This window comes from Amycolatopsis sp. WAC 04197 (assembly GCF_003947475.1).
Taxonomy (GTDB): domain Bacteria; phylum Actinomycetota; class Actinomycetes; order Mycobacteriales; family Pseudonocardiaceae; genus Amycolatopsis; species Amycolatopsis japonica.
Genome location: NZ_QHJK01000008.1, coordinates 338723 through 355548 on the forward strand (window position 1 = coordinate 338723; position 16826 = coordinate 355548).

At 69.4% G+C, this 16826-nt stretch carries 12 protein-coding genes; 5 read left to right on the forward strand and 7 right to left on the reverse strand.

From position 1 onward, the window contains the following. Positions 1–22: 22 nt before the first annotated feature. Together DMC64_RS28615 and DMC64_RS28620 are read right to left on the reverse strand one after the other, a co-directional pair. Positions 23–1147 (reverse strand): HAF repeat-containing protein, encoded by a 1125-nt coding sequence (locus DMC64_RS28615; protein WP_125736260.1) that lies wholly within the window; start codon positions 1145–1147, stop codon positions 23–25. Positions 1148–1604: 457 nt separating this feature from the next. Beyond that, the gene (locus tag DMC64_RS28620; protein ID WP_125736037.1) at positions 1605–5054 is read right to left on the reverse strand and encodes an indolepyruvate ferredoxin oxidoreductase family protein; all 3450 of its coding nucleotides are present in this window, start codon (positions 5052–5054) and stop codon (positions 1605–1607) included. A 162-nt stretch (positions 5055–5216) separates the two neighbouring features. Between DMC64_RS28620 and DMC64_RS28625 the strand changes: the two genes are divergently transcribed. Beyond that, a complete protein-coding gene (locus DMC64_RS28625) occupies positions 5217–5681 on the forward strand; it encodes an Lrp/AsnC family transcriptional regulator (protein ID WP_125736038.1) in 465 nt (154 codons plus the stop codon). 61 nt (positions 5682–5742) lie between these two features. Here DMC64_RS28625 and DMC64_RS28630 read toward each other — a convergent pair whose 3' ends face one another. Further along, positions 5743–6711, reverse strand: a complete 969-nt coding sequence (locus tag DMC64_RS28630; protein ID WP_233629848.1) for a YafY family protein — start codon at positions 6709–6711, stop codon at positions 5743–5745. A gap of 57 nt (positions 6712–6768) precedes the next feature. Between DMC64_RS28630 and DMC64_RS28635 the strand changes: the two genes are divergently transcribed. Then, positions 6769–9117: an excinuclease ABC subunit UvrA gene (locus DMC64_RS28635; RefSeq protein ID WP_233629849.1), complete on the forward strand. Its 2349-nt coding sequence runs from the start codon at positions 6769–6771 to the stop codon at positions 9115–9117. 63 nt (positions 9118–9180) lie between these two features. Here the strand turns inward: DMC64_RS28635 and DMC64_RS28640 are convergent, their stop codons facing one another. The 3 genes from DMC64_RS28640 to DMC64_RS28650 all read right to left on the reverse strand — a co-directional run bounded on the left by DMC64_RS28640 (position 9181) and on the right by DMC64_RS28650 (position 10988). Further along, positions 9181–9555 (reverse strand): hypothetical protein, encoded by a 375-nt coding sequence (locus tag DMC64_RS28640; RefSeq protein WP_125736039.1) that lies wholly within the window; start codon positions 9553–9555, stop codon positions 9181–9183. A 225-nt stretch (positions 9556–9780) separates the two neighbouring features. Beyond that, entirely contained in the window at positions 9781–10563 is a 783-nt protein-coding gene (gene yidC / locus DMC64_RS28645; RefSeq protein WP_125736040.1) for a membrane protein insertase YidC, read from the reverse strand. A gap of 68 nt (positions 10564–10631) precedes the next feature. Further along, on the reverse strand, positions 10632–10988 hold the full coding sequence (locus DMC64_RS28650; RefSeq protein ID WP_016335128.1) for a DUF6412 domain-containing protein: 357 nt from the start codon (positions 10986–10988) through the stop codon (positions 10632–10634). 63 nt (positions 10989–11051) lie between these two features. On the opposite strand from DMC64_RS28650, the gene DMC64_RS28655 reads away from it, so the two are divergent. From DMC64_RS28655 to DMC64_RS28665, 3 genes are all read left to right on the forward strand, one after another. After that, positions 11052–12671 (forward strand): ABC-F family ATP-binding cassette domain-containing protein, encoded by a 1620-nt coding sequence (locus tag DMC64_RS28655; RefSeq protein WP_125736041.1) that lies wholly within the window; start codon positions 11052–11054, stop codon positions 12669–12671. Between the two features lie 108 nt (positions 12672–12779). Then, positions 12780–13793: a YdcF family protein gene (locus DMC64_RS28660; protein ID WP_081975836.1), complete on the forward strand. Its 1014-nt coding sequence runs from the start codon at positions 12780–12782 to the stop codon at positions 13791–13793. 272 nt (positions 13794–14065) lie between these two features. Further along, entirely contained in the window at positions 14066–14884 is an 819-nt protein-coding gene (locus DMC64_RS28665) for a class I SAM-dependent methyltransferase (protein ID WP_125736042.1), read from the forward strand. Positions 14885–14888: 4 nt separating this feature from the next. Here the strand turns inward: DMC64_RS28665 and DMC64_RS28670 are convergent, their stop codons facing one another. Continuing rightward, the gene (locus DMC64_RS28670) at positions 14889–16490 is read right to left on the reverse strand and encodes an ABC-F family ATP-binding cassette domain-containing protein (RefSeq protein ID WP_125736043.1); all 1602 of its coding nucleotides are present in this window, start codon (positions 16488–16490) and stop codon (positions 14889–14891) included. Between the last annotated feature and the right edge of the window lie 336 nt (positions 16491–16826).

The following is a 16826-nucleotide window of genomic DNA, read 5'->3' on the forward strand; positions in this document are numbered from 1 at the left end:
CTTTCGCGACGCAGATCTGCCTCTAGCCGAGGGTCCAGTACACCGCGTGCGATTTCCCGGCCGCGTTCGAAGCGGTTCCGACGACGCGGCCGTTGTCCGTGATCCGGTAACCCTGGCCGCGGGTGCCGCCGGGCAGCGTCCCGAGCTGCCTGCGTTCCCCGTCGCGGAACCAGACCGTCGCCTTGCTCCGGAAAGTGCCCACCACGGTGCCTTGCGAGTCGACCGCTTCGGCGTCGGCGCCGAGGCCGTCGTCAGGCAACGCGATGACGTCGCCGTCGAGATCCCACAGCAGGGCCGATCGGCGCGGCGGGTTGAGATAGCCGCTGCCGACCACGTAACCCGTGGAGCCGATCCCATAGATCCACACCGAGTACGGGCTTGGCCAGTCCAGGGGATGGATCACGCCGTCCCGATCCCATTTCGCCGGGATCGGCGGCCCGCTGCTGGTCTCCCGCAGGACACCGGCGGCCACTCCGCCCTTGTTGATCCGGCTCGCCCCGCTGCTCACCCCTTGCGGCGCCAGCTCGGTGATCGGCCCGCCGTTCACCCACCGCGCGGCCTGGTTCGCCGCGGAGCGGACGGCACTGCCGACGATGATGGTGCCGTCACCGGAGATGCCCTCGGCCATGCTCCAGGTCTCGCCGGGCAACGTGCCGAGGTCGGTGGCCGTGCCATCGGGATCCCAGCGGAACCCGTGGTACTGCTCGGCCGGCGTCAGCCAGGCCCCGACGACGACGTCGGTGTCGCTGATCGCCCACGCGGTGGCGTTGTGATAGCCGGGCGGAAGCTGCAGCAAAGTCGCCTGACCCGCGGCGTCCCAGCGAGCGGGCACGGCGGTGGTCGCGGTCAGCACGTAGCCCGCGGACACCCCGAAGCTGTTGATGTCGCGCACCTGCCCCTCGGTGCCTCCCGGCGTGGGCAGCGCCATGATCTGGCCGTTGGCGTCCCAGCGAACCGGATGGCTGCGCTTCGGGGTCGGGCCCGTGCGCGACAGCCCCACCATCTCCCCCGCCTCGTTGACCGCGAGGACCGTGCTCTCGTCGTCTCCCGGCAACGTGCCGAGGTCCACCGGCCCCGTCGTGGTGGCCCGCGCGGTCCCCGTCACCGCGCCGGTGACCACGGCGAGAGCCGCCACCAGAGTGAACATCCGTCTTCGCGCGACAGGCACACGATTCCTCTTCACGATGACTCCCCAATCCCGATCAGTGGTGTGGATGTGCGGACCCCGAAGCGACACTAATGCACTCACTTCACGAATCGCGCACGTTCCACACGAACAGCCGACCGGGACCGCCGCACAGCGGAAACTCTTGACAGCAGCCAATTTTGACGGTCGCGCGTATCTGTCGACGAAAACCCGGCACATTCTTGACACAAGAAGCGCGGACGATGCGGAAAAGCCGTCAGGAAAGACAATCGGGCCGCGGCATTGGTACGTTCGGCAGTATCCTCGGCGACGCGTCTGTTCTTCTCCGCCGGGGCCGGGGCGACCATCGGCCGCGACGCCGACCGGATGCGGTATCGACGGCGCGGGCGCCGGCGTGCCGCGATGCCGGAACCCACCTCCGTCCTGGATCGGCTACCGGAGTACGCGAACTGACGCGTCAGGTGTTCGCGCCGAGCCGGTCCGCCCGGACGAGATCGGCCAGGAGCGCGGCCTGTTCCCGGTGGTATGCCTCGACGTTCGCCAGTTTGACGTCCTCGTAGCCACGGACCAGATCGGGCAGCTCGGCCAAGGCCAGCAGCCTTCCGCGATCGGCGTCCTCGGTGCCGAAAGCGGTGAGGATCGTCTCCCGGTACTGCCCGACGAGCTCCCGCTCCACCTTCCGGACGTGTGCCTTGCCGAACGGGTCCCAGCGGGTGCCGCGCAGCTTCCGCGCGGCGCGCAGCGCGACGAACACCGGGCGGAACTTCGGGCCCAGCGCGATCTTCCGCTTCATGCCCATCGCGCGCAGGAAGGGCGGGTGGAGGCGGTAGGCGTACCGGCTCCCGACGCCGAACTCCTCCTCGATCCCGGCGAGCACGGCGGGATCGAGCGACAGCCGCGCGACCTCGTACTCGTCCTTGTAGGCCATCAGTTTGTGCAGATTCCGCGCCACCGCTTCGGTGATGGCGGTCGAATCCCCTTCCAGGACCCGGACACGCTCGACGAACTCGGCGTACTCCCTCGCGTAGCGCGCGTTCTGGTACCGGACGAGTTCGGGGACGCGGATGTCCAGCAGCCGCGCGAGTTCCGAACCCGGTTCGGCGTGCACGAGCGCGCGGGCACGCAGGGCGGCCGCCGACGGAGTGGGGCTCGCGGCGACGGCGGCCGGGGCGACCACGGCGTGCAGCGCGTCGGGATCGGCGACGAGCTGCCTGCCGCGCCGGAACGCCTGGAGGTTGCCCGCGACGGCGACCCCGTTGAGTTCGATCGCGCGTTCCAGGCTGGCCGCGTCCAGCGGGATGGCGCCGGTCTGGTGCGCCGCGCCGAGCTGGAGGATGTTGGCGAACTGGTCGTCGTCGAACAGGATCTCCGCCAGTTCCCGCGCGTCGAGCGCCACCGTCCGCGCCGCGTTGTCCGAGATCGCCCCGCGCACGGCGGCGGCATCGGGGAAGGACACCGTGGTGTCGACGACCATCCGGCCGGTCGGCACCTCGGTCGTGGAGACCACGGCCGTGGTCCGGCCGGAGTCCGCCACCGACAGATGCGCCGGATCCGCGCCGACGAGGACGTCGCAGGCCAGGTAGAGGTCGCATTCGCCGGCCGCGAGTTTCGGAGCCTGCGGCGTCGGTTCGGCGGTGATTTTCAGATCCGAGACGACGGCGCCGCCCTTCTGCGCGAGCCCGGTCTGGTCCAGTGTCCGGACCTGCTTGCCTTCGAGCACGGCGGCCGTGGCGAGGATCTGCGCGACGGTGACCACGCCGGTCCCCCCGACCCCGGTGATGCGCACGGTGAAGTCGGTGCCGGAGGTCTCGGGAGCGGGCAGTTCGGCCGCGGTGATCTCCCCGGCCTTCCGCCGGTGTTTGCGGCCGGTGGGCACCACCGTCATGAACGAGGGGCAGTCGCCGGCCAGGCAGGAGTAGTCCACGTTGCACGACGACTGGTGGATCGTGGTCTTGCGGCCGAACTCGGTGCTGACCGGTTGTACCGACAGGCAGTTCGACTTCTCGCCGCAGTCGCCGCAGCCCTCGCACACCCGCTCGTTGATCACGACCTTGGTCGCCGGGGTCTCCAGTTTGCCGCGACGGCGTTTACGGCGTTTCTCGGCGGCGCATTCCTGGTCGTGGATCAGCACCGTCACCCCGGGAACGCGGGCCAGTTCCTCTTGGGTGCTCAGCAGTTCGTCACGGTGCCGGACCTCGACGCCGTCCGGCATCCGGACGCCGCGGAGCCGCTTCGGCTCGTCACTGGTGATGACCACCTTCGCGACGCCTTCGACGAGGAGCAGCGACGCCAGCCGTTCCACCGACAGGCCGCCGACGGCGTCCTGCCCGCCGGTCATCGCGACCGTCGCGTTGTAGAGGATCTTGTAGGTGATGTTCACCCCGGCGGCCACCGCCGCCCGGACCGCGAGGCTGCCGGAGTGGGTGAACGTGCCGTCGCCGATGTTCTGCACGAAATGCGAGGCGTCGACGAACGGCTCCATTCCGAGCCACTGCGCGCCCTCGCCGCCCATCTGGGTCAGGCCGACGACGTCCCCGACCTGTTCCGGCTCCATGAACAGCGCCATGGCGTGGCAGCCGATGCCGCCACCGACCAACGTGCCCTCGGGCACCTTGGTCGAAGAGTTGTGCGGGCAGCCGGAACAGAAATACGGCGTCCTGGTCAGCAGCGGCACGGAAATGCGCTCACGGCGGCGCTGCCGCCGCCACGCGGTCACGGACGGGATCTCGTGGTGCTCGCTCAGCCGGGTGGCCAGCGCCCTCGCGATGGCGTCCGGGTCGAGCTCGCCGAGTTCGGTGCACAGCGTGCGGCCGTCCGGGCCGGTCTTGCCGTACACGGCGGGAGCGCCGGCGGTGCCGTACAGGATTTCCTTGATCGCCGATTCGACGAAGGAGCGCTTCTCCTCCACCACGACGATTTCGTCGAGTCCATCGGCGAAGCGGCGCACGATCGACGGTTCGAGCGGGTGGATGACGCCGAGCTTGAGGATCCGGATCCCGTTCCGGGACAACGCGTCGGCGTCCAAGCCGAGCAACCGCAGCGCCTGCATCAAGTCCAAATAGGACTTTCCGGCGGTGACGATGCCGACGCGGTCCGCCGGTCCTTCCTGGACGATCCGGTTGATCCCGCTCGCGCGCACGTATTCGACGGCCAGCGGCAGACGTTCGGTGTACAGGCTGCGTTCGAGCGCCATCAACGTGGTGCCGAGGAGCCGGGTGCTGGGCTTGTGCCGGTACGCGGGCAGCGCCAGCTCGGGCGCCGTCCAGGTCGGCCGGACGTGCGCGGTGCTCGCGGCGTCGGCCACGTTCGCCACGAGTTTCATCGACGACCACAGCCCGCTCGCCCTGGACAGCTCCACCGCGTGCAGCCCGAAGTCCAGCACGTCCTGGGAGTCGGACGGGAAGAACACCGGCATGGCCAGATCGGCCAGCGCGAGCTCGGAGGCGCACGGCACCGACGAGGATTTGGCGTTCGGATCGTCGCCGACCAGTGCCACCGCGCCGCCCGCCGGGTCGGTCCCCGCGAGGTTGGCGTGCCGCAGCGCGTCCGTCGCCCGGTCGAGACCGGGTGCCTTGCCGTACCAGAACCCGGTGACCCCGCCGCGCGACGAGCCGACCGACGCGGTGAGCTGGCTGCCCATCACCGCGGTCGCGGCGAGCTCTTCGTTCAGGCCGGGACGGTGCACGACGTCGTGCTTTTCGAGCAGGTGGGAGCGGCGGCCGAGTTCGAGGTCGTAGCCGGCCAGCGGCGATCCCTCGTAGCCGGAGACGAACACGGCGGGGGACGCCCCGGCGGCGCGGTCGTGCCGCACCCGGTCGAACAGCATCCGGACCAAGGCCTGGACACCGCTGAGGTAGACGGTGCCGTCCTCCCGCAGATACCGGTCCTCCAACGTGAACTGCTCCACCAGACCTGCCTCCTTCGGCACCCCCGCGTGACGTCACGACAGGAGACCCGACCGCGCGGGCCGTCGCAACAGGCGGCAGTCTATTGGCACCCGGCACGCAAAAAATCCGGCCCATCTTCTCCGCTGGCCGATATCCGTTGCGTCTGCGTACCATCCTGGCTCATGGCGGACCAGCTCATCGACGAGACCGATCGCGAGATCCTCGAACTGCTGCGGGAGGACGCTCGGCGCACCCTGGGCGACATCGGGGCCCGCGTCACGCTGTCCACCGCGGCGGTCAAACGCCGGATCGACCGCATGCAGGAGAACGGCGTCATCGTCGGCTACACCGTCCAGATCGACCACGCCAAACTCGGCTGGGGCATCGAGGCGTTCACCGAACTGCGGTTCACCGGGACCACCAAGGTCGGCGAGATCGTCCGCACCACCACCCGGATGCCCGAGGCCCAGGCGGTGTTCACCATCGCGGGCGACCCCGACGCGCTCGTCTGGCTGCGGGTGCGGGACATGGGCCACCTGCAGCGCACCATCGACGAGATCCGGCGGCATCACCAGGTGACGGGTACGAAGACGCTGATGGTGCTGGAGTCCTGGACGCGCGGTCAGCAGTGGCCTCAGCCCTCTTGAGTGGCGGCCCAGAAGTACCTGAAGGCCCCCTTCCTGTACCTAGGCGCAAGGAAGGGGGCCTTCATGTACTTGGCAAGCGAGCGGCGCCCCGCAGCAGCCGCTCCCCCGTCCGCACCAGGTACTCGGCGAATTCCGCCGGTTCCTCCACCGTGAACCCGATATCCGTGAGCGTCAGAACCACCGCCAGCCACTCGAACGAATCGACGTACGCGACGTATCGGCACCTGTCCTCCCCAAGAGCCTCGAAGCTCCCGTCGACCCGGTGAAGCCGGGCCGCGGCCTCGTCCGCGCCGACGTCGAGGGTCAGCGTGATCCGGAGGGATTTCGGGCTGTGGAAGCGTTCCTGGAGATGCGCCGCGACATCCTCCACGGGGAGCGGACGCGGCTCGAACGCCACCTCGGTCATCGACGGCGCGCCGATCCGGTCGAGCCGGAAGCTCCGCCAATCGCGTCTGCCGAGGTCCCAGGCGTAGAGATACCACCGCCTGCCGAGCTGGACGAGCCGCATCGGCTCGACCGTCCGCGACGACGGGCCGTCCTTGCCCGTGTACGCGAACTCGAGGCACCGCCGAGCCGCGATCGCCGCGGCGAGGACGTTCAGGACGTCTTGGGCGACTCGCGGCCGTTCGCCGGTTCCGAACTCGACCGCGGCGAGCATTTCGTCGGTCCGCCGTCGCAGTGCCGACGGCAGCACACGCCGGAGTTTCGCGGCGGCACGGTCGGCCGATTCGGCGGTCAGGTCCACGCCGGTTCCACCCGCGGCGGCGAGTCGCAGGCCGAGCACGGTGGCGATCGCCTCGTCGTGTTCCAGCATCAGCGGCGGCAGCGCGGTGCCCGCGACCAGTCGATAGTTGCCTCCCGGACCGCGGCTGCTCTCCACGGGATAGCCCAGGCCGCGCAGGTGGTCGATGTCCCGGCGCAGGGTGCGCGGCGGGACGTCCATGGCCGTCGCGAGTTCGGCGGCGGGCCAAGCCCGGCCGGATTGCAGGAGCGACAGCAGCCGCAGCATCCGTTCCCGTGGTTCCGTCACGACACCTCCCGCTAGTTGTGGCCGTAATCCGGCCACAACTCATCGTAGCCTCGGTTCATGGCGAAAGTTCAAGCTGACCGAGGCCGGTGGATCACCGTGGAAGGAGCCCGGACGCACAACCTCCGCGACATCTCGGTGCGGGTGCCGAAACACCGGCTGACGGTGTTCACCGGCGTATCGGGCTCCGGGAAGTCGTCGCTCGCGTTCGACACCATCGCGGCCGAAGCCGAGCGCCTGGTCACCGGCACCTATCCCGCCTTCGTCCGGAACCGGCTCCCCCAGCATCCGCCCGCCGACGTCGACCGGATCGACGGCCTCGTCTTCACCACGATCGTCGATCAGCGCCGGTTCACCGGCAACGCGCGGTCCACCGTGGGCACGGCGAGCGACATCGCGCCGCTGCTGCGCCTCCTGTTCTCCCGCCTCGGAAAGCCGGGCGCCGGGTTCTCGCCCGCCTACTCGTTCAACGATCCGGCCGGGATGTGCCCGCGCTGCGAAGGGCTCGGCACGGTCGACGACATCGACCTCGACCGGCTGCTCGACCGCTCGCGAAGCCTGCGCGAAGGCGCCGTGCGGTTCCCGACGTTCGCACCCGGGACCTACCGCTGGAAACGGCTCGTCCATTCCGGACTCGTCGATCCCGACGTCCCGTTAGGACGGTTACCGGCGGCGAAGCTCGAGACCCTGCTGTACGCCGAAGCACTCCCCCTCGACGACCCCGGCTCCGAATACCCCAAGCACGGCCTGTTCGACGGCATAGTCCCGCGCTTGCGGGATTCGTACCTGCGCAAGACGCCGTCGCGCCTCACGGCCGAGGAACAGGAAGGACTGGCCGGAGTCGTCACCCGCGGCGTCTGCCCGGAGTGCTCGGGAACCCGCCTTTCCGAGGCGGCACGCGGAAGCCTGATCGACGGGCGGTCCATCGCGGACTGGTCCGCCATGCCGGTCGGCGAGCTGCGTGACGTCGTCGCGGCCGTGCGCGATCCGTCGGTGGCCCCGCTGTCACAGGCGATCCGGGAACGCCTCGACGCGCTGGATTCCGTCGGTCTCGGCTACCTCAGCCTGTCGAGGGAGTCGCGGACGTTGTCCGGCGGTGAGGCCCAGCGCGTCAAGATCGTCCGCCATCTCGGCAGCGCGCTCAGCGACGTCTGCTACGTGTTCGACGAACCCAGCACGGGCCTGCACCCGCACGACGTGCACCGCCTGCTCGAACTGCTGGCCAGGCTCCGCGACGCGCACAACACGATCCTCGTGGTCGAACACCATCCCGCGGTCATCGCGGCCGCCGACCACGTCATCGACCTCGGGCCCGCCGGAGGCGACGGCGGCGGACGCGTCCAGTTCGAGGGCGGCCCCGGCGAACTCCTCACGACCGGTACCGAAACCGGACGGATCCTCGGTGTCCCGCTTCGCTTCCGCGAGCGGACCCGCGTCGCGCGAGGTGCCGTGACGATCTCCGGCGCCCGCAGCCACAACCTCCGTGACGTCACCGTCGACGTGCCGCTCGGCGTCCTGACCGTCGTTTCGGGGGTCGCCGGCTCCGGCAAGAGCACCCTGATCACCGGCGAACTCCCCCGGCGGCATCCCGATTTCGTCGTCGTCGAACAGGCTCCGCTGCGTGGTGGCATCCGGTCGACGCCCGCCACGGTGCTCGGTATCGCCGAGCCCATCCGCGAAACCTTCGGGAAGGCCACGGGGAAACATCCGTCGTGGTTCAGCGCGAACGGCCGCGGGGCCTGCCCGGTCTGCAAGGGAAAAGGCGTCATCATCACGGACCTGGCCTTCCTCGACGACGTCCAGACCGCTTGCGACGCCTGTGGCGGCACCCGGTTCAACCCGGACGCGCTCGCCGCGCGCCTGCACGGCCGGACCATCTCCGACGTGCTGGTGATGAACCCGGCGGACGTCGCCGCGCTGTTCGGCGAGCGGTCCCCCATCGGGCAGCGGTCGCGCTGGCTGGACCGCGTCGGGCTCGGCTACCTGACGATCGGGCAAAGCCTCGACACCTTGTCGGGCGGCGAAAGGCAACGGCTGCTGCTCGCCAGGCACCTCGCCGACGCCGGCCCCGCGCACGAACTGCGCCTGATCCTCGACGAACCCACGGCCGGACTGCACGGCAGCGACGTCGACCGGTTGCTCGCGCTCTTCGACGAACTCGTCGACGGTGGCGCGACCCTCGTCCTGATCGAACACGACCAGCGGGTGATCGCGCACGCCGACCATGTCATCGACATCGGACCGGGCGCGGGTGCCGAAGGCGGGACGGTGGTGTTCGAGGGCACGCCGTCGGCTTTGGCCGAGGACTCCGCGTCCCTCACCGGACGTCATCTGCGAACGCGTTCCCGGCGCCGGACGGCGCCGGGAACACCCACCCGCCCGGGAACAGTTCCCGGGCGAGCGCGATGATTCCCCATCGGGCTTTGCCCGACACGCCGGTACCGAACAGTTCTTGGTCCTGTTTCGCGTGATCTAGCCGACAAGTTCGCAGGCCTTGTCGGCCTTCATCGCCTGATCGAGGCCTGGCACGTCGCCGGTCTTGACCTCGGGTACATGCGTGACCAGATCGGCCCCGCTCAGATTGAGGGCGGCCTTGGCGTATTCGACGCCGCCTCGGGGCAGCAGGGTGCGGAACTCGGTCACCTTCCCCTGGAGCTTCCGATAGAACGCCAGCTCGCCTGCGGCCAGTTTATCGGCGTCCTGAGCGATCTTCGGGAGCTTCTCGAGCCCGGTGATCGCCGCGGTCAGCGCGGTGTCCAGCTTCTTCAGCGACTCCTCGGCCTTCGGCAGGTCCGCGGCTGTCTCGATGTCGTAGCCCTTGGCCATGCTGTAGACGATCAGCCGCATGTCCTTGACCGCGCCGCAGTATCCGCCCGCCCAGGAGACCAGTGCGGGATCCGGGCCGGTCGGAGACGGCGGGGGTGCGGGTTTCGGTTCCGGTTCCGGCGGATTCGTGGCTCAGCCCGCGAGCAGGCAGCCGACGGCGAGCGCCACGGTCACTCGGATACGCGCTCTCGTCTGGCTCTTCATCCGGCAGAGGGTAAAGCCGTCCGACGGGACCGGTCCCGACGATCAAGTCGCTCGCGACGCCTCCTCCCGGTCGACGACCTTGGTGAGGAAGTGCTGCTGCCCCAGCGTCCACACGTTGGTGGCCAGGAAGTACAGCAGCACCCCGATCGGTACCGGGAAGAACGATCCCGAGACCAGCATGCCGACCGGCGCCAGGTACATCATCAGCTTGGTGATCCCGGCCGTCTCCGGAGCGGACTGCCGCGCGAGTCCCGACCGCATCGAGAGGAACGTGGCCAGGCTCGCGATCAGCATCAGCGGCACACCGACGGCGATCATGTGGACGTGGTCCGTGCCGAACGCCGCCAGTTCCGCCGCGGGTTGCGAAAGCCAGTTGCCGAGCTTCGCGCCGAACAGGTCCGCGTTCAGGAACGACTGCACACCGGAGTGGTCGAAGACGTGGTTCGAGGCGGCGCCCGGGGTGAAATCGCGCAGGACCCAGTACAGCGACAGGAACACCGGGAGCTGGATCAGCGCCGGGAGACAGCCGCCCAGCGGGTTGGAGCCGCTTTCGGCGTGCAGTTTCCGTACCTCTTCCGCCATCCGCTGGCGATCTTTGCCGTATTTCTCCTTGATCCGCCGCATTTCCGGGGCGAGCGCCTGCATGCGGCGGCCCGCGCGCAACGCGCTGAGCGCGGGTTTGACCAGCAGGAGACGCAGCGTGAAGACGAGGAACACGATGGACAGCACCCAGGCGACGCCCGAGTCGGGACTCGACACGGCACCGAAGACCTTGTGCCAGAACCAGAGAATGGCGGAAACGGGGTACAGAAAGAAATCGAACATGACCAGGTCACTCCGTCGGTCGAAGGTATGCGGGCAGGAGTGACTGCCGCACCTTCGGACGAGAAAGGTCAGGCAGTCGCGATGCCCGGTGACGGAGCCCTGGGCCGGACGCGGCCGCGCGCGTCGGGATCGCGCAGGCTCAGGAACAGCTGCGCGCGTTCGCGCAGGCTGATGGCGCGCACCCGCATCGCGGCGGCCGCCGGTTCCAGGCGGAAATGCACCGCGAGCGCGAGCAGGACGGCGGCGAGGGACGCGGTCAGGGCGGCGGCCAGCCCGAGCGGGTTCGCGACCGCCACCGACGCCGTCAGCGCGGTGGCCAGGCTCAGCGGGTTGATCCCGCCGACGACCGGGAGCACGACGAACAACTCGGGCAGGAACAGCGCAAGCATCAGCTTGAGCCGCACGCCGAAGTAGGTTCGCTCCACGTCGCCGACACTACCGGAGATATTGCGTTGCGTGATCGCCGAGTGCGCGGGCAGTCTGTCGAAATGGGTCACGTGGAAGTCGCGCATGTCGATTACCACCTGCCCGACGGACGACTTCTCCTCGACGATGTCTCGTTCCGGGTCGGGGAGGGCAGCGTCTGCGCGCTCGTCGGCGCCAACGGGGCGGGCAAGACGACGTTGCTGCGGCTCATCTCCGGGGAACTCTCCCCCAGCGAGGGCTCGGTGACCATCAGCGGCGGGCTCGGGGTGATGCCCCAGTTCGTCGGGTCGGTACGCGACGAACGGACCGTGCGGGACCTGCTCGTCTCGGTGTCGCCGGACGCGCTCCGCGCCGCCGCGCGTGCCGTCGACGAGACCGAGCTCGCCTTGATGGAACGCGACGACGAAGCGAACCAGATGGCGTACGCGCAGGCGCTCGGCGACTGGGGTGACGCTCGCGGCTACGAAGCCGAAGTCGTCTGGGACAAGTGCACGACGGCGGCGCTCAACCTGCCGTACGAGAAGGCGCGCTGGCGCGAGGTGCGCACGCTCTCCGGCGGCGAACAGAAACGACTGGTGCTGGAGGCGCTGCTCCTCGGCGGATCCGGCGTCCTCCTGCTCGACGAGCCGGACAACTACCTCGACGTCCCCGGCAAGCAGTGGCTGGAAGAACGGCTGCGTGAGACCCAGAAGACCGTACTGTTCGTTTCGCACGACCGGGAACTCCTCGCGCGAGCGGCGAAGAAGATCATCAGCGTCGAGCCCGGGCCCGCCGGCGGCGATGTCTGGGTGCACGGCGGCGGTTTCGACACCTATCACCAGGCGCGTGCGGAACGGTTCGAACGGTTCGAGGAACTCCGCCGCCGGTGGGACGAAAAGCACGCCCAGCTCAAGAAACTCGTCGCCGACATGCGCCAGTACGCCGCGCGCAGCGACGAGATGGCTTCGCGCTACCACGCCGCGCAGACGCGGCTGCGCAAATTCGAGGAGGCCGGAGCGCCTGCCGCTCCCCCGCGCGAGCAGAAGATCACCATGCGCCTGCGCGGCGGCCGGACCGGGGTTCGCGCCGTCACCTGCGAAGGGCTCGACCTCAGCGGCCTGATGAAACCCTTCGATCTGGAGGTCTTCTACGGCGAACGGGTCGCGGTACTCGGCTCGAACGGCTCCGGAAAGTCGCATTTCCTGCGGCTGCTGGCCGGTGAGGACGTCGCGCACGACGGACGCTGGAAGCGCGGCGCCCGCGTCGTCCCCGGCCATTTCGCGCAGACGCACGCCCATCCCGAACTGCTCGGGCAGACGCTCGTCGACATCCTCTGGACCGGCTACGCGCGAAGCCGGGGGCCGGCGATGAACGTCCTGCGCCGTTACGAACTCGACGGGCAGGGCGATCAGCGGTTCGAGAAGCTGTCCGGCGGGCAGCAGGCGCGGTTCCAGATCCTGCTGCTGGAGATCGGCGGCGCCACCATCCTGCTGCTCGACGAACCGACCGACAACCTCGACCTCGCTTCGGCGGAAGCGCTGCAACAGGCGCTGGAAGCGTACGAGGGCACCACTGTCGCGGTGACACACGACCGCTGGTTCGCGCGCTCCTTCGATCGGTACCTCGTGTTCGGCTCGGACGGGCAGGTGCGGGAAACGACGGAACCGGTGTGGGACGAACGGCCAGTACAACGCGCGCGCTGACTCACTCGGGTCAGTGAAGGCGACACACCAACGGGAAGTGCGTTCGGCGGGTCCGTCGTGTGTTTGAATGCCGCCGCGTGTCCGCATCGTCCCAAGGCTGGAGTTCCCGTGGAGGCCGCTGCCATCCCCTTCGCCATCGCGGCCCTGTGCTGCGCGGCGTTCCTGGTGAGCTTCCTGCGCGACCGGCGCCGGTTGCGGAACGGCTTCTACCTGTTCTTCGCGCTCCTCTTCCTCGGCGTGACGTTCATCGCGCTGCTCGCCTCGGTTTCGCCCGAAGCGGCGGGTTTCGTCGCGGTCGGTGTGATCCTGCTGATCATCCCGACGGTCCTCGCGCTGACGGTCTTCCTGATCTGCAACGGGATCACCATGCTCCGCCGGGAAGGACGCAGGCTCGCCAACGTCCTTTCGCTGCTGGCGGGGCTCGGCATCTGCGCGCTGATCGTCTTCAACGCCACCGTCACGCAACTGGCCTGGGAGCCCCTCGACATCGTCCGGGGCATCCTGAACGGGCTGGTCGTCTACTTCTCGTTCCTGTTCGTCTGCTTCCTCCTGTACTCGATCGTCTACGGCCGCATCCGCACCGAGAAGGGCGTGGATTTCGTGGTCGTGCTGGGTTCGGGGCTGCTGGACGGTCACCGCGTCCCGCCGCTGCTGGCCGGGCGCCTGAACCGCGCCCGGCGCGTGATCGACGCCGAAGCCCGCCGCGGCGGCGAACCGATGGTGGTCACCTCGGGCGGGCAGGGACCCGACGAGGACCTGCCCGAGTCCCACGCCATGGCCGGGTATCTGGTCGAGAACGGCGTGCCGAGGGAGCGGATCCTGCTCGAGGACCGGTCGCGGACGACCTTCGAGAACCTCACCTTCAGCGACGAGATCATGCGGCAGCGGAAGGCGGACTACCGCTGCACGGTCGTCACGAACAACTTCCACGTGCTCCGCGCCGCCCTCATCGCCCGCCGCGCGAAGGTGAACGGCCAGGTCATCGGGTCGCCGACGGCGTGGTACTTCTGGCCGAGCGCCACCATCCGCGAATTCGTCGCCATCGTGGTGGAGCACAAGTACAAGAACCTGGTGGTGTGCGGGCTGATCGTGCTTTCGCAGGTTTCCCGCGCCTTCTCGTAAGACCGCACTCACGTGATCGAAGCCGGAACTCCCGTGATCAGAGGCGGAACACGCGAGTGCGGCCTCCAATCACGCGAGTCACGTCTCTGATCACGCGAGTCACGCCTTCGCTCACGCCACGCCGTGCGCCCGGTCCACTCATGAGACGCATCCCCCACACGGCAGAAATTTGACACGCCGGGCCGAGTTCCCGCCGTCACCACTCAAGCCCGCATGACAAATCCCCGCCATCCGTTTGACAACATCGTTTTCGCCGGGCCATCGTCCTGCGCATGAGCGCTTACACCCGGCAGGCGATGGCGCGGCTGTTCGACCGGACGGCGGAGACCTACGACGCCCTCGGGGTCGACTTCTTCGGCACGTTCGCCGGAGAACTGCTCGACCGGGTCGCGCTCGTCCCCGGCGAGCGGGTGCTGGACGTCGGCTGCGGGCGGGGCGCGGTGCTGTTCCCGGCGGCCGAACGGGTCGGCGCGGGCGGATCGGTGCTGGGGATCGACCTGTCCGCGGAAATGGTCGAGCGCACCGCGAAAGACGTCGAGGATCGCGGCGTCAACGCCTCGGTTTCCCTTATGGACGCCCAAGAACCGACGTTGCCCGACGCAGCCTTCGACGTGGTCCTCGCGTCGTTCGTGGTTTTCTTCCTGCCCGATCCGGTCGCCGGGCTGCGGTCTTGGCATCGCCTCCTCGCGCCCGGCGGCCGCATGGGCGTGACGACGTTCGGCGCCGACGATCCGCGCTGGGCCGCCGTGCGTGAGGTGTTCAAACCGTTCGTACCGCCGGAGCTGGCCTGGACGCTGGCCATCAGGTCGGGGCTGTTCGCCACTCTCGAAGGTTTCGGCCAGGCCGTGGAGTCGGCGGGCTTCACCGGTGTCACGTCCGTGGAACGCGTCTATCCGGTGAAGTTCGCCGACCCCGGGCACTGGATCACCTGGTCCTGGTCGCACGGCCAGCGGATGTTCTGGGAGCTGATCCCGGAAGACCGCCTCGACGCCGTACGCCAGGCCGTGCTCGCGGAGCTCGAACCGCTTCGCGAGCCCGACGGGAGCGTGGTGCTGGCGCAGACCGTGCGCTACACCCTCGCCCACGCTTGACGGCTCACAACGCGAGCCTCGGCCAGGACGCCGTGTCCCGCGAAAGCTGCCGGTCGTGCGTCGCGATCACCACCGCGGCCGGTGTCGTCCCGAGCGCGACGGTCAGCTCGTCGACGAGCGTGGCGGACAGGTGGTTGGTCGGTTCGTCCAGCAGCACGACATGCGGGCGACCGGCCAGTACGAGCGCCAGGTCCAGCCGGCGCCGGGCGCCGACCGACAGTTCGGCCACCGGCCGGTTGCGGTCGTAACCGCCGAGCAGGCCCAGTTCGCCCAGCCCCGGACCGGAGATCCCCGACCTGGCGAGCCGTTCGTCGTACAGCTCCATCGCCGTCCGCCTGCCCGGCAGGTCGGATTCCTGTCCCAGCAGCCCGATCCTCGCCGATCGGGAGCGTGTGACCGTGCCCGTGTCCGGTTCCAGTTCTCCGGCCAGCACGCTCAGGAGCGTCGATTTTCCCGCTCCGTTGGGGCCGGTGACCACCAGCCGGTCGCCGCTTTCCAGCGCCACGTCGACCGGACGCGCCAGCCGTCCGGCCACCGTGATCCCGGTGGCATGGAGCAGGACCGCGCCGCCATGTGACGGCAAGTCCGGCATGGAGAACCGGGCGGGTGGCGGCGGGACGGCCACCACGTGCCCGGCCAGTTCCTCCTGCCGCCGGTGGACCGCGCGGACCAGCCCGGGCGCGCGGGTGGCACGCACATGCCTGCCGGTGCCCTTGGGCGGACGCCAGTTGTCCCGCAACCGGTTCCGGGCGGCGGACAGGTCGTCGGCCAGCCGTTGCCGTTCGGCGATCTGCTCGGCGTGCTCGGACTCCCAGCGGGCGCGTTCGGCTCGGCGGGCCTCGACATGACTCGCGTACCCGCCGCCGTGGACGCGCGGCCTGCCGTCGCTCGACGGATCGAGGTCGATCACCGTCGTGGCGACGTCCGCGAGCAACGCCCGGTCATGGCTGACCAGCACGACCACACCCGGGTACGCGCGCAACCGCTCGGTGAGGTGTTCGAGGCCCGCCGCGTCGAGATGGTTCGTCGGTTCGTCGAGCAGCAGGACCGGATGCCCGGCGCCGAGCAGGCACGCCAGCCGGACCCGGTGGCGCTGCCCGACCGAGAGTGTCCCGAGTGGACGGTCGCGGTCGTCCACGGCGTTCAAGGCCGCCAACGACACTTCGACGCGCCTGTCCGCGTCCCACGCGTCGAGGGCTTCGGCCTGTTCCAACGCGGCGGCGAAAACGTCGTCCGCGCCCGGAAGACCCTCGCTGAGTGCTTCGGTGGCGGCCTCGAGGCGACTCAGCGCATCGCGGACGGCGGCTAGTTCGAGGTCGATCAGCGCGCCGACGGTGTCGGCCGCGCCGAGCGGGATCTGCTGATCGGCGACGCCGACCGAACCCGAGCGATGCACCTCGCCGCGATCAGCGGCCAGGTCACCGGCGAGCACCCGGAGAAGAGTGGTCTTGCCGCGACCGTTCTCCCCGACGATGGCGACCCGGTCGCCTGCCGCGGCGACGAGATCGACGCCGGAGAGCACGGGCCGTCCTCCGAAGGAGAGGTGGACGCCGGACAGGCGGACGTGCGCCGCGCGCACAGGCGCGGGCGAGAGAGGGGATGACATGAAGGAACTGCCTCCGGTGAAGGTGATGAGCAGGAAGAACGAACTCCGGTACCGCGGCTCGCGGTACCGGTGGAGGCGTCGTTCCTCAGAGGAACAGCAGTTGCTGCATCACGCTCACGAGGGTAGGACACGGCCGGAAGCCCCCGCATCCGATTTTCGGAACCACACGTTCGCGCCATCCCCCAGGCATGCTCGCCACGACCCGGACACCCGCTTCCACCTGCGACTACGTCCCGCTCCTAGCCCGCGAGCAGCGCTTCAAACCACCACTTTCCGGGGTCACCCACAGGTGCACCACGACGGTTGCCATGATCACCGGCCCGGCCGACGGTGGGC

Bases quoted from the DNA above. Each gene is read 5' to 3' on its own strand.
- DMC64_RS28635 (WP_233629849.1), top strand. From the start codon at position 6,769: ATGGCGAAAGTTCAAGCTGACCGAGGCCGGTGGATCACCGTGGAAGGA.
- DMC64_RS28625 (WP_125736038.1), top strand. From the start codon at position 5,217: ATGGCGGACCAGCTCATCGACGAGACCGATCGCGAGATCCTCGAACTG.
- DMC64_RS28615 (WP_125736260.1), bottom strand. From the start codon at position 1,147: ATGTTCACTCTGGTGGCGGCTCTCGCCGTGGTCACCGGCGCGGTGACG.
- DMC64_RS28665 (WP_125736042.1), top strand. From the start codon at position 14,066: ATGAGCGCTTACACCCGGCAGGCGATGGCGCGGCTGTTCGACCGGACG.
- DMC64_RS28655 (WP_125736041.1), top strand. From the start codon at position 11,052: ATGGGTCACGTGGAAGTCGCGCATGTCGATTACCACCTGCCCGACGGA.
- DMC64_RS28670 (WP_125736043.1), bottom strand. From the start codon at position 16,490: ATGTCATCCCCTCTCTCGCCCGCGCCTGTGCGCGCGGCGCACGTCCGC.
- yidC (WP_125736040.1), bottom strand. From the start codon at position 10,563: ATGTTCGATTTCTTTCTGTACCCCGTTTCCGCCATTCTCTGGTTCTGG.
- DMC64_RS28640 (WP_125736039.1), bottom strand. From the start codon at position 9,555: ATGCGGCTGATCGTCTACAGCATGGCCAAGGGCTACGACATCGAGACA.